The sequence below is a fragment of the Methylobacterium sp. D54C genome, assembly GCF_053345595.1.
The window spans coordinates 140812-153256 of sequence record NZ_JBKFAK010000006.1; the positions used below are offsets into that span (position 1 = coordinate 140812).

The following is a 12445-nucleotide window of genomic DNA, read 5'->3' on the forward strand; positions in this document are numbered from 1 at the left end:
TCAGGCGGTCACCAGACCGGGGGTCGCCAGCACGAGGTCGCGCACCGCCTGATGGTAGCGGACGTAGCCCGTGCAGCGGCAGATGTGGCGGTCGAGCGCCTCGGTGACGACCCGCTCGACCTCGTCGCGGCGGATCGGCTCGCGGCGCAGGCGCTCGATCAGCACGCTCGCCCCGGTGACGAAGCCCGGCGTGCAGTAGCCGCACTGGAAGGCGAAATTCTCGATGAAGGCCTGCTGGACCGGCGAGAGCACGACGGTGCCGTCCGGCGCGGTGCGGGCATGGCCCTCGACGGTGCGGATGCTCCGCCCCTCGAACCAGTGGGCGCCGGTGATGCAGGCGCGCATCTCCCGCGGGCCGGCCGCCTCCTCCAGCATCACCGTGCAGGCGTGGCAGATGCCCTGCCCGCAGCCCATGCGGCTGCCGGTGAGGCCCAGCCACTCGTGCAGGACGTCGAGCAGGCTCGTGCCGACGGGGACGGGGATCGGACCGACCGCCGCGCCGTTCACGCGGAGCGAGAGGTCCTTGATCTCGATGGCGGCGCTCATGCCAGTGCCTCGCGGATGCGCTCGGGCCGGATGGGGAGTTCGTGGAAGCGGTGGCCGATCGCGTGCGCGACGGCGTTGGCCAGCGCCGGGACGACGGCGATCATCACGACCTCGGCGATGCCCTTGGGCGGGTCGGTCTCGGAGAGCGGCGGCAGGATCTCCACCGTCTGGTTCCACGGGGCCACGTCGCGGGCGCGGGGGAGCTCGTAGCGGTTCCAGTTCCACGTGCCGTCGCCGGGGCCGTCCTCGTAGAGGGGCAGCACCTCCTTGAGGGCGTGGCCGATCCCCATGGCGAGGCCGCCCTGCACCTGGCCGGAGACCAGCTCGGGCACGATCTGGCGGCCGCACTCGAGGATCGAGTGGTGGGACAGGATCGTCACGTCGCCGCTGGCGGTGTCGACCGCGACCTCCGCCAGGGTGGCCATCGGCGCGTAGTAGGTCGTGCCGACATTGTTGCGCTGGGTCGGCGGGTAGAAGACCGCCGCCCGGGGCACGAAGTGCCAGCCCGCATCCGCCATCAGGGCGCGGCGCTCGGGCGGGGCCCCGGCGCCGTAGCGCACCGCCAGGGCGTCGATCGGCAGGCGCGTCCGGCCCGTTCCGGGCAGGTCGAACTCGGCCTCGGCCCATTGCCAGCGGTTGAAGGTGTGGAGGGTCACGCCCACCGGCAGCCCGAGCCGGTGCGCCTCGGCGGCCACCGCCTCCAGGGACAGCGGCGGCAGGCCGCCGCCCAGCACTTGCCCGTCCACCAGCCGCAGCTCGTCGCGGGCGACCACGTGGTAGGAGGCCAGCGCCCCGCCGCCGCCGCCCCGCGCCCAGAGCGCGCGGGCGGCGGGCCAGACGGCGTGGTCGACGAGGAACCGCGCGGCCGTCCGGGTGGCGTGGCCGAGGTAGTAGGCGGAGTTGGTCGCGCTCATCGGCGAGGTGAAGCGCGGGGTCCAGCGGGGGTTCTGCGCCCGGCGGTCCTCCTCTTCCTGGGGCGTCGTGTAGGGCTGGTCGGAGGTCTCCAGCGGCATCTCGGGCCAGCGCACCACGCCGAACGCGGTCTCTGAAGGCACCCGGCCGAGGATCTCGGCCACCATGACCGCCTGCGAGGTGGTGACGCCCGGGCCCATCTCGTGGGCGACGTGGCGCAGGCTCAGGCGGCCCCGCGGGTCGAGCTCCAGCGACGCGACCGCCGCCTCGGCGCCCGTGCCGTAATCCTTGTGCACCTGCGCGAAGCCGACGCCGTAGCGGCGGCCGGGATGGGCGGCCTCGTAGGCAGCCTTGCGCGCCGCCCGGTCCCGCCAGAGCGGGTGCGCGGCGGCCTTCGTCAGGATCTCCGCGTTGCGCAGCGCCCCGGCCGGGACCGCGCCCTGGCTGTTGCGCTGGCCCGAGCGGAGCACGTTGCGCAGGCGCAGGTCGATCGCGTCGATGTCCAGGAGCGCCGCCGCCTCGTCGACCATCATCTCGGTGGCCGACATGGTCTGGAGCGTGCCGAAGCCCCGGGTCGATCCGGCCTCCACGGCCCGCGAGGCCAGGGCGATCGCCTGGAAGTCGCTCTTCGGCAGGTAGTAGATTGACTGCGCCGCGGTGGCGCCGACGAAGGAGACCGCGACGGAGTAGTTGGGGCGCCCGCCGCCGTCGCAGGCGAAGCGCCCGGTCATGGCCCGGAACCGGCCGCTGGCCCGGTCCACCAGCAGGACGTTGTCCATGCGGAAGGCGTGGCGCTTCAGCCCGTTCTGGAACTGCTCGAACCGGTCGTTGGCGAGGCGCACCGGCCGGCCGCCCGCGTAGAGCGCGGCCACGACGCAGAGGAACGGGAAGATGTGGTGGTCCTTCGTCCCGTACCCGACCGTGTAGCCGACCTTGAGATCGACCTCCCTGAGCGGGAACCGGGATTTCGAGACCAGCGCGGCCGCGGCCTCGGCCACGTCGTAGGGCGACTGCGTCGCCATCATCAGGCGCAGCGTGGCGGTGTCCGGATCGTACCAGACGTTGCCGTTGTCGGCCTCCATGGCCGAGGCGTCCGTCGACTGCGACCGGTAGGTCCGCCGCATCACCAGGGCGTCCGCGCCGGCGCCGTCGATCTCGGCGGCGATGGCGGCCGCCGCCGCCATGCCCCGGGCGAAGGGGCCGTCGTCGCCGGCCTTCGGCCAGGCGGGCTCGTCGCCGGAGAAGCCGGCGAAGATCGGGGACTGCGCGAACGGCGAGAACCGGTCGGGCGCGTCCGGCGCGTCGCCCTCGATCCGCACCCAGCGCGAGGCGCCGTAATGGGCCGGCGGCCTGGGACCGGTCTCGGCGCCGTACTGCACGACGTCGTCGGCGAAGCGCAGGGCGCGCTTGGCCGCGGCGAAGCGCGGGAAGTCGGCGTAGATCAGGATCGCCACCGGCTGCCCGAGCAGGCGCGGCGTCTCGCCCTGCGGCACGAGGAACCAGTCGCCGAAGAAGTCGGCGTGCGGGACCGAGACCCCGTCCGCCACCAGGTCCTCGTGCCGGACGATCCGGTCCGGCCGCAGGGCGGCCGGGAGCCGCGACAGGTCGAGGCCGGTGAAGCGGCGGTCGGCGCGGGTCGCCGCGACGAGGAAGGCGTGGGCTTGGCCGTCGGGCCAGCCGGCGAGGTCGCGGGCCCGGTAGTCGCGGGAGAAGGTCTTGGCGCCCGTGACCTTGGCGACGGCGTCGAGGCGGTAGCGGGGCCGGCCCGGCGCGGCCCACGGGGAGCCGGCGGACAGGCCGGTCTCGGCGAGCTGCGCCCGGGCCGGGGGCGCCAGGAAGGAGACCTTCACGGCGACGCCCGCCGCCGCGCCGGCCTTCAGGAAGTGGCGCCGCGAGAGCGCCTTGGTCGCTTCGGCCGACATGGCTTCTCCCCTCAGGCCCGGTCCAGGACGGCCGCGTGCGGGAAGGCGGGCTCCGCGTCGGCGACGCGGTGCTCGGCCCCGGCACCGAGACGGTCCGAGTTCAGCAGCAGGTTGAGGACGATCGCCCCGATGGCGCCGAGGGTGATCCCGCTGTGCAGGATCGGCCCGGCCCAGTCCGGCGCCGTGGCGGCGAAGAGCTTCGGCGCCGCCATCGGGATCAGGCTCAGGCCGATGCTGACCGCGACGACGATCTGGTTCCGGCGATCCCCGAGATCGGCGCCGCCCACGATCTTGAGGCCCGCCGCCGCGACCATGCCGAAGATCACGATGCCGGCGCCGCCGAGCACGGCCGGCGGGATCGACGCCACCGCGAAGGCGACCTTGGGCAGAAGGCTGACGCCCAGGATGATGAAGCCCGCCGCGACCGTGACGTAGCGGCTGCGCACCCGCGTCATGTTCACGAGGCCGACGTTCTGGGAGAACGAGGTGTGCGGGAAGGTGTTGAGGCAGCCCGCGATCAGCGTCGAGAGCGAGTCCGCCATCAGGCCGCGGGTCAGGGTCCGCTTGTCCACCGGGCGCCCGACGATGTCGCCCACCGCCAGGAACATGCCGGTCGACTCGACCAGCGTGACCATCATGACGATGCACATCGCCGCCACGGCCGTCAGGTGGAAGGTCGGCCAGCCGAAGTGGAACGGCGTGACGAGGGCGATGAGCGGGCGCTCGGCCAGCCCGTCGAGGCGGAACAGGCCGAGCGGCCAGGCGAGGCACAGGCCCGCGACGAGGCCGATCAGCACGGCGACGTTGGCGACGAAGCCGGTGGCGAAGCGGCTGACCACCAGGATCACCGCCAGGACGAAGGCGGCGACGCCGAGATGGACCGGGGCGCCGAAATCGGCGGCCCCGAAGCCGCCGCCCGCCCAGTTGATCCCGACCGGCAGCAGCGTGACGCCGATGATCAGGATGACCGTGCCGGTGACCAGCGGCGGGAAGAAGCTCGCGAGCCTGGAGAAGAACGGCCGGAGCAGCAGGCCGAACACACCCGCCCCGATGGTCGCGCCGAAGATGCCCGGCAGGCCGATCGTCGGATCCTGCGCCATCGCCACCATCGGGCCGACCGCCGCGAAGCTGACGCCCATGATGACCGGCAGGCGGATGCCGAACATCCCCAGGCCGAGGGACTGGATCAGAATCGCGATGCCCGTCACCAGCAGGTCGCAGTTGATCAGGTAGGCGACCGTCTCGGTCGGCAGGTTCATCGCCGCGCCGAGGATGAGCGGCGGCGCCACCGCCCCCGCGCTCATCACGAGCACGTGCTGCATGCCGTAGGCGAGGAGCTTGGGAAGGGGCGGGATCGCGTCGACCGCGTCCACCTCGCGGGTCGTCCTGTCGTGAGACGTCATGGGCGTGTCCTCCGCCAGCCGGGACCTGTCGAGGCGTCGTCCCGTGATGGTGTCGTCGGGGACCCGGCAGCGGTGGCCGGACCTCTTCCGGGTCCGGGCCGCCAGGAGCGGGTGTGGGGCCAGTCGCAGGGCGGGCCTTGGCGGCACGCCCGGAGGCGGGGGGGCGGGCTCTCGGCGGCCGCTCCGGGGTCATGCGCTGCCGACTTGGCTGGCTCTCAAACCTTGCATGGCTGGCCGCGAATGCCATGCCGGGATTTCGGAAGCAGTTTGCGAAAAATCGCCAAGGTGGCCGGTGGCGGCTGCCGTATGCTGCGGCCCGCTGACGGCCCCGAGACGGTGCGCCCGGCACGGCGTTCCTGCTGCCAGAGGGCGGCATCTGGCCGTGGGGAGGCGTCGCGGCCCGTCCGGCGCGGCCTCCAGGGCGTACCCGGAGAGACGCGATGACCTCCCTGCTGCTGACGAACGCCGACATCCTGGTGACGATGGACGCGCAGCGCCGGGAGATCCCCGGCGGCGCGGTCTACGTGGAGGACAACCGCATCGTCGCCGTCGGCCCCGCCGCCGAGGTGCCGCAGCGGGCCGATACCGTCCTCGACATGCGCGGCCACGCGGTGATGCCGGGCCTCGTGAACACCCACCACCACATGTACCAGACGCTCACCCGCGCGGTGCCGGCCGCGCAGGACGCCGAGCTGTTCGGCTGGCTGAAGGCGCTCTACCCGATCTGGGCCCGCCTCACGCCCGAGATGGTCCGCGTCTCGACGCAGACCGCGATGGCGGAGCTGATCCTTTCGGGCTGCACCACGTCGAGCGACCACCTCTACATCTACCCGAACGGTTGCCGGCTCGACGATTCCATCGAGGGTGCCGAGGAGATCGGCATGCGCTTCCACGCCGCCCGCGGCGCGATGAGCGTCGGGGAGAGCGCGGGCGGACTCCCGCCGGACTCGGTCGTCGAGGACGAGGCGGCGATCCTCGAAGACACGCGCCGTCTGATCGAGCGCTGGCACGATCCGGAGCGCTTCGCCATGCGCCGGATCGTGGTGGCGCCCTGCTCACCGTTCTCGGTGAGCCGCGGCCTGATGCGCGATGCCGCCGAGCTGGCCCGGCACTACGGCGTCTCGCTCCACACCCACCTCGCGGAGAACGACGACGACGTCCGCTACAGCCTGGAAAAATTCGGGATGACGCCGGCGGAGTACGCCGCCGACCTGGGCTGGACGGGCCCCGACGTGTGGCACGCCCACTGCGTCAAGCTCGACCGCGCCGGAATCGCGCTGTTCGGCCGGACCGGGACCGGGGTGGCCCACTGTCCCTGCTCCAACATGCGCCTCGCCTCGGGCATCGCGCCCGTCCGGCAGATGCGGTGCGAGGGCGTGCCGGTCGGGCTCGGCGTCGACGGCTCGGCCTCCAACGACGGGTCGCACATGCTGGGCGAGGCGCGGCAGGCCATGCTGCTCGCCCGCGTCGGCTTCGGGCCGGCGGCCATGACCGCGCGGGAGGCGCTGGAGATCGCGACGCTGGGCGGCGCGAAGGTGCTGAACCGGGACGATATCGGCGCGCTGGCCCCCGGCATGGCGGCCGACATCGTCGCCTTCGACCTGCGGGGCCTCGGCATGGCGGGGGCGCTGCACGATCCTGTCGCCGCCCTCACCTTCTGCGCGCCGCAGACGGTGGCCTGGAGCGTCATCAACGGGAAGATCGTGGTCCGCGAGGGCCGCCTGACGACCCTCGACACCGGGGCGCTGACCGCCCGCCACAACGCCCTCGCGGCGGCCCTGGTGCGGGACGAGGCGTAGGCCGGCCTACTCATCCTCCGCAGAGGGGCTCGCGGATCCAGACATCGGGTTCGGCGACGCGGCTCCAGGATCGGGCGCGCGTCCCCGTCAGCGTCGATGTTCTCTGGAGATTTGAGAAGATCCTGGCACGCAGAGATGGAGCCAGGTTAATGCCCTCTTATAATTTCTTCGATTGATAATTCATGTGCGACCGTCTTTGCGAGCGGAGCGAAGCAACCCAGAGCAGCGCAGCGCCTGTAAAGGTCGCGCGACCCTGGGTCACTTCGCTTTGCTCGTGATGACGGCGAGGAATGCGTCGACCCAAGCATTCGGCCGGAAACTGTATTGCCCTCGGGCCGCGCCCGTCGTGCCCGTCAGACATCCACCTCGGCCGCCAGCTCCTTGGCCACCGCGCGGTCGACCGCCACCGCGGCGACCGCGAGGTCCTGCAGCCCGACCCCGGTGCCGTCGAACAGGGTGATCTCGGACTCCGAGACGCGGCCGGGGTGATCGCCGTTGATCACCGCCCCGATCTCCACGATGGAATCCGCGGCGAGGAGCCCCCGCGCGACGGCGTGCTGCGCCTCGCCGATGCTGACCGACTGCGCGACCTCGTCGGTGAACACCGTGGCGGCGGCGAGCAGTTCGGCCTCCACCTCCTGCTTGCCGCGCGTGTCCGTCCCCATGCAGGCGAGGTGCGTGCCCGGCCGGACCTGCGCGGCCTTCAGGATCGGCGCGAAGGAGGACGTGATCGTCACGACGACGTCGGCCTCGGCGCCGAGGCGGTCGAGGTCGACCGCCTCGAACGGCACGCCGCGCTCCCGCGCCACCGCCTCCATCCGGCCGAACATGCCGGGATGCAGGTTCCACGCGAGGACCCGCTCGAACGGCCGCTGCGCCAGCGCGGCGCGCAGCTGGAACGCCGACTGGTGGCCCGCGCCGATCATGCCCAGCACCCGCGCATCTTTGCGGGCAAGGTGCCGGACGGAGATGGCGCAGGCCGCGGCCGTGCGCAGCGCGGTGAGGAGGTTCCCTCCGACGACGGCCCGGCAGCGGCCGGTATCGGCGTCGAACAGGAACACCGTCGACTGGTGGTTGGTCAGGCCCTTCGCGGCGTTGCCGGGCCAGAAGCCGCCGGCCTTGAGGCCGAGCGCGAGACTGTCCCGGTCGAAGCCCGACTTGAAGCCGTAGAGCGCGTCGGCGTGGCCGATGGCTTCCCGGACGACCGGGAAGTTGCCGGCCCGCCGCCGCGCCATGGAGGCGAAGACCTGCTCGACGGCGGTAAAGCACTCCGCCTCGGTCAACAGCCCGTCGATCGCGTGCTCGGGAACGATGATCATCGCGGATGTGTCCTCAATTCGTGAGCCGGCATGTCGCCCCCGTCATCGCGGGCGTCGCGAAGCGACCCAGGGCAGCGGGCCCCATCCAGGCGCGTCCCCGGATCGCTGCGCCGCGCTCGCGATGACGGACGGTGTGCAGGGTGCGTCAGTAGGCCTTGCCGCGGGCCGAGACCGGCCAGAGCGTCTCGACCCGGCCGTTGCGGACGCCGACGTACCAGTCGTGGACGTTGCAGGTCGGATCGCAGTGGCCGGGGACGAGGCGCAGACGGTCGTTGACCTTCAGCCGGCCCTCGGGATCCTCGATCACCCCGTGCTCGTCCGAGCACTTGATGTATTTCACGTCGTCGCGGCCGAAGACGAAGGGCAGGCCGGAATCGACCGACTGCACCTTCAGGCCCGCGTCGCAGATCGCCTTGTCGGCCTTGGCGTGGCTCATCACGCTGGTGAGGATGAACAGGGCGTTCTGCCACTCGCCCGCGTCGATGCGCTTTCCGTCCCGGTCGCGGATACGCCCGTAATCGGCGTCCATGAACGCGTAGCTGCCGCATTGCAGCTCGTTGTAGACGCCGGATCCCGCCTCGAAATAGTAGCTGCCGGTGCCGCCGCCGCTGACGAGCTCCGGCTCGAGGCCCTCCCGGTTCAGCGCCGCGACGGCGTCGCGCACCTGGGCGATGGCCGCGTCGAGCTTGGCCCGCCGCTCCTCGTAGCCGTCGATGTGCTGCATGGCGCCCTGGTAGGCCTGGAGGCCCGCGAAGCACAGGTTCGGCGCGGCCGCGACGGCCTGGGCGATCGCCACCACCTCGGGGGTCGTCCGCACGCCGCAGCGGCCGGCGCCGCAATCGATCTCGACGAAGCAGTCGAGCTGCGTGCCGTGCCGCTGCGCCGCCGCCGAGAGGTCGGCGACGTTCGCCACGTCGTCGAGGCAGACGATGATTCGGGCACCGTGCAGCGGCAGCCGCGCCAGCCGGTCGATCTTGCCGGGGTCGCGCACTTGGTTCGAGACCAGGATATCCTTGATGCCCGCGCGGGCGAAGACTTCCGCCTCCGAGACCTTCTGGCAGCATACGCCGCAGGCGCCGCCGAGGCTCTGCTGAAGCTTCAGGATATCGACGGACTTGTGCATCTTGCCGTGGGCGCGGTGGCGCATCCCGTGCGCCTTGGCGTAGTCGCCCATCTTGCGGATGTTGCCTTCCAGCGCGTCGAGATCGACGATCAGGCAGGGCGTCTGGATCTCGTCCTCGCGCATACCGGGCAGCGCGGGGACGTCGAAGCCGACTTCGAGATCGGCGGATCGGGCGTTCATGTGCATCGTGGGCCTCCCGTTATTGCCAGGGCAGCGCGTCGAGATCGACGTTCCCGCCCGTGATGATCACGCCCACCCGCTTGTTCGCGAAGATGGGGCGGTTCTTCAGCACTGCCGCCAGGGCGACGGCGCTGGACGGCTCCATGACGATCTTCAGCCGCTTCCAGATCAGCTGCATCGCCGCGACGATCTCGGCCTCGGAGACTGTGAGGATATCCGCGACGTGGTGGCGGACGAAGTGCCAGGTGAGGTCCTTCAGCGGCACCTTCAGGCCGTCCGCGACCGTCACCGGCGCGTCGTCGGCGATGATCCGTCCGGCCTTCAGGCTGCGATGGGCGTCGTCGGCCTGCTCGGGCTCCGCCGCGTAGACGGCGATGTGCGGGGCGAGCCCGGCCAGCGTCAGGCAGGTGCCCGATACCATGCCGCCGCCGCCGATCGGGGCGATCACCGCGTCGAGATCCGGGACCTGCGCGATCAGCTCGCGGGCGCAGGTCGCCTGCCCGGCGATGACGCGGCGATCGTTGTAGGGATGCACGAACTCCGCGCCGGTCTCGGCGACGACCTCGGCGAACACGGCCTCGCGCGATGAGGTGGACGGCTCGCACTCCACCACCCGGCCGCCGTAGCCGCGCACGGCGTCCTTCTTCGCCTGGGGCGCGGTGCGCGGCATCACCACCGTGCAGGGGATGCCGCGCCGGCCCGCCGCGTAGGACAGGCAGGTGCCGTGGTTGCCCGACGAGTGGGTCGCCACGCCCCGGGCAGCCTGCGCGTCGGTGAGGCTGAAGACGGCGTTCGAGGCGCCCCGCGCCTTGAAGGCGCCGGCCTTCTGCAGGTTCTCGCACTTGAAGAACAGCTGCGCGCCGGCCGCTTCGTCGATGATCCGCGAGGTAAGGACCGGCGTCTCGTGGATGAAGGGCCGGATGCGCTCGTGGGCGGCCAGGACGTCGTCGAGGGTGGGCGTGATCAGGGCGCTTTCCATGGCGCTCCCCTCAGGCGGCGGCGCGCAGGGCGGCGGCCGGGGCGCGGCGGTACACCGCCTGCGCGGCCGCGACCCCCGATCCCAGCGCGATGCGCAGGCCGAGATCGGCCATCGCCATCTCGGCGGCGGCGATCCCCGACAGCGCCATCACATCCGTGAGGCTGCCGAGGTGGCCGATGCGGAAGACCTTCCCGGCGACCTCGCCGAGGCCCACCCCGAAGGCGACGTCGTAGTGGCGCGCCGCGTGTGTGACGATCCGCGTGGCGTCGAAGCCCTCCGGGGTGCGGATCGCGCTCACCGTGTCCGAGTAGAGGTCCGGGCGCGCGGCGCAGAGTTCCAGGCCCCAGGCGGCGACGGCGGCGCGGATCCCGTCCGCGATGCGGCGGTGCCGGGCGAAGACGGTCTCGAGCCCCTCGGCCAGGAGCAGTTCCGTCGACAGCTTCAGGCCGTTCAGGAGGCCGACCGCCGGCGTGTAGGGATAGGCGCCGTTGGGGTAACCCTTCGCCATGTCGCGGATGTCGAAATAGGTCCGCGGCAGCGTCGCCGTCGCCGTGGCGGCCATGGCCTTGGGCGAGAACGCCACGATGGCGAGGCCCGCGGGCAGCATGAAGCCCTTCTGCGAGCCCGTCACGGCGACATCGACGCCCCACTCGTCCATGCGGAAATCCATGGACGCGATCGAGCTGACGCCGTCGACCAGCAGCAGAGCCGGGTGGTTGCTGGCATCCAGCGCGCGGCGCACGGCGGCGACGTCCGAGCGGACGCCGGTCGCCGTCTCGTTGTGCGTGACGAGCACGGCCCGGATGCGGTGCGCCTTGTCGGCCGCGAGGGCCTCGGCGAAGCGATCCGCCGGAAGCCCCTCGCCCCACGGGGCTTCGATGACCCGGACATCGAGGCCGTGGCGGCGGGTCATGTCGATCCAGCGGTGGCTGAACATGCCGTGGCGCGCCGCCAGCACCGTGTCGCCGGCGCTGAGCGTGTTGGAGAGCGCGGTCTCCCAGCCGCCCGTCGCCGTCGACGGGAAGATGAACACCTCGGCGTCCTCGCTCTTCAGGACCTTCTTCACGCCGGCGAGCGCCGGATGAAGGATCTGCGCGAACAGCGGCGACCGGTGATCCAGCGTCGGCATGTCGGCCGCGCGGCGAAGCACTTCCGGCATATTGGTCGGGCCGGGAATGAAGACGGGATTCTGTGCGAACATCGGCGGCGCTCTCCTCCAATACGGGAACGATAGCACCGCCGACACCGTATTGATATTTTCTTGAAAAACTTTTTCATCGATGAGCAAGGCGCGAAAAGACACGCCGTGGCAACGTCTTACCTTTTTCCGTTGTGAGAAAAATTTTTCCATCCTAGGAATTGCGCGGGATCGGCGAAGGCGAGAACGCCATGGATTCGGGAAACCGGCGGCGCGGGCGGCCGAAGGGGTTCGGCGGCGCCAAGCCCACGGCGACCATTCAGGCGCTCGACCGCGCCCTCGATGTCCTCGACGTCCTGGCGGGCGGCGACGGGCTGACGCTCTCGGAACTGGCCGGCAGGCTCGAGCAATCCGTGGCGACCATGCACCGGGTCCTCGCGACGCTCGAGCGCCGCGGCCTCGTCGAGATCAGCGCCGACAAGCAGGAGTGGCACGTCGGTGCGGAGGCCTACCGGCTCGGATCGGCGTTCCTGCGCCGCCACAACGTCGTCGAGCGGAGCCGGTCGATGATGTGGACGCTGATGCAGGAGACCGGCGAGACCTCCAATCTCGGCGTCGAGAAGGACGGCAACGTCCTGTTCGTCAGCCAGGTGGAGACCCACGAGACGATCCGCGCCTTCTTCCCGCCGGGCTCCCTGTCGCCGCTGCACGCGTCGGGCATCGGTAAGGCTCTGCTGAGCACCTACGCGCCGGCCCGGATCGAGCGCCTGTTCCGGGGAAAGACCTTCGCGCGGTTCACCGACAAGACCATCGGCTCACTTGACCAACTGCGCGACGACGTCGAGGCGACCCGCCGCCGGGGCTACGCGATCGACGATGAGGAGCGGAGCATCGGGATGCGCTGCGTCGCCGCCCCGATCCTCAACGTCCACGGCGAGGCCATCGCGGGGATCTCGGTGTCGGGGCCGACGCACCGGCTGTCCGACGAGAAGCTGCGCGCGATCGGCGAGCGGGTGCGGAGAGGCGCCGCCGCGGTCTCGCGCGCCCTCGGAGCGCCCGCCGCGACGATGACCGCGACGCCCGACGCGCCGGGCGCGCCCGACCGGGACTGACCAGCGGTGCTC

At 71.6% G+C, this 12445-nt stretch carries 9 protein-coding genes; 2 read left to right on the plus strand and 7 right to left on the minus strand.

Annotated features, from left to right (window positions below):
• Genes ACLBYB_RS15440 through ACLBYB_RS15450 form a run of 3 tightly spaced genes read right to left on the minus strand, consistent with a single transcriptional unit; the run spans window position 1 to window position 4783 of the window.
• Window positions 1-546 (minus strand): (2Fe-2S)-binding protein, encoded by a 546-nt coding sequence (locus ACLBYB_RS15440; protein WP_012329913.1) that lies wholly within the window; start codon window positions 544-546, stop codon window positions 1-3.
• Complete coding sequence (locus ACLBYB_RS15445; RefSeq protein ID WP_447699292.1) at window positions 543-3380, minus strand: xanthine dehydrogenase family protein molybdopterin-binding subunit; 2838 nt, start codon at window positions 3378-3380, stop codon at window positions 543-545. Before ACLBYB_RS15445 ends, ACLBYB_RS15440 begins: the two co-directional genes overlap by 4 nt.
• An 11-nt stretch (window positions 3381-3391) precedes the next feature.
• Window positions 3392-4783: a nucleobase:cation symporter-2 family protein gene (locus ACLBYB_RS15450; protein WP_447699293.1), complete on the minus strand. Its 1392-nt coding sequence runs from the start codon at window positions 4781-4783 to the stop codon at window positions 3392-3394.
• A gap of 440 nt (window positions 4784-5223) precedes the next feature.
• On the opposite strand from ACLBYB_RS15450, the gene ACLBYB_RS15455 reads away from it, so the two are divergent.
• Window positions 5224-6582, plus strand: coding sequence for an 8-oxoguanine deaminase (locus ACLBYB_RS15455; RefSeq protein WP_447699294.1), 1359 nt, complete (start codon window positions 5224-5226; stop codon window positions 6580-6582).
• 353 nt (window positions 6583-6935) lie between these two features.
• On the opposite strand, the gene bhcD is transcribed toward ACLBYB_RS15455, so the two are convergent.
• The 4 genes from bhcD to bhcA all read right to left on the minus strand — a co-directional run bounded on the left by bhcD (window position 6936) and on the right by bhcA (window position 11384).
• On the minus strand, window positions 6936-7901 hold the full coding sequence (gene bhcD / locus ACLBYB_RS15460) for an iminosuccinate reductase BhcD (RefSeq protein WP_447699295.1): 966 nt from the start codon (window positions 7899-7901) through the stop codon (window positions 6936-6938).
• Between the two features lie 145 nt (window positions 7902-8046).
• A complete protein-coding gene (bhcC, locus tag ACLBYB_RS15465; protein WP_447699296.1) occupies window positions 8047-9204 on the minus strand; it encodes a 3-hydroxy-D-aspartate aldolase BhcC in 1158 nt (385 codons plus the stop codon).
• A 19-nt stretch (window positions 9205-9223) separates the two neighbouring features.
• Window positions 9224-10183 carry a beta-hydroxyaspartate dehydratase BhcB gene (bhcB, locus tag ACLBYB_RS15470; protein ID WP_447699297.1) on the minus strand — a complete coding sequence of 320 codons (960 nt, stop codon included), beginning with the start codon at window positions 10181-10183 and terminating at the stop codon, window positions 9224-9226.
• 10 nt (window positions 10184-10193) lie between these two features.
• The gene (bhcA, locus tag ACLBYB_RS15475) at window positions 10194-11384 is read right to left on the minus strand and encodes an L-aspartate--glyoxylate aminotransferase BhcA (RefSeq protein WP_447699298.1); all 1191 of its coding nucleotides are present in this window, start codon (window positions 11382-11384) and stop codon (window positions 10194-10196) included.
• A 188-nt stretch (window positions 11385-11572) separates the two neighbouring features.
• On the opposite strand from bhcA, the gene bhcR reads away from it, so the two are divergent.
• The gene (bhcR, locus tag ACLBYB_RS15480; protein ID WP_447699299.1) at window positions 11573-12433 is read left to right on the plus strand and encodes an HTH-type transcriptional regulator BhcR; all 861 of its coding nucleotides are present in this window, start codon (window positions 11573-11575) and stop codon (window positions 12431-12433) included.
• Window positions 12434-12445 lie beyond the last annotated feature (12 nt).

Excerpts from the sequence above, each read along its gene's own strand:
- ACLBYB_RS15455 (WP_447699294.1), top strand. The coding sequence starts at position 5,224 with ATGACCTCCCTGCTGCTGACGAACGCCGACATCCTGGTGACGATGGAC.
- ACLBYB_RS15450 (WP_447699293.1), bottom strand. The coding sequence starts at position 4,783 with ATGACGTCTCACGACAGGACGACCCGCGAGGTGGACGCGGTCGACGCG.
- bhcA (WP_447699298.1), bottom strand. The coding sequence starts at position 11,384 with ATGTTCGCACAGAATCCCGTCTTCATTCCCGGCCCGACCAATATGCCG.
- bhcB (WP_447699297.1), bottom strand. The coding sequence starts at position 10,183 with ATGGAAAGCGCCCTGATCACGCCCACCCTCGACGACGTCCTGGCCGCC.
- bhcR (WP_447699299.1), top strand. The coding sequence starts at position 11,573 with ATGGATTCGGGAAACCGGCGGCGCGGGCGGCCGAAGGGGTTCGGCGGC.
- bhcC (WP_447699296.1), bottom strand. The coding sequence starts at position 9,204 with ATGAACGCCCGATCCGCCGATCTCGAAGTCGGCTTCGACGTCCCCGCG.
- ACLBYB_RS15440 (WP_012329913.1), bottom strand. The coding sequence starts at position 546 with ATGAGCGCCGCCATCGAGATCAAGGACCTCTCGCTCCGCGTGAACGGC.
- bhcD (WP_447699295.1), bottom strand. The coding sequence starts at position 7,901 with ATGATCATCGTTCCCGAGCACGCGATCGACGGGCTGTTGACCGAGGCG.
- ACLBYB_RS15445 (WP_447699292.1), bottom strand. The coding sequence starts at position 3,380 with ATGTCGGCCGAAGCGACCAAGGCGCTCTCGCGGCGCCACTTCCTGAAG.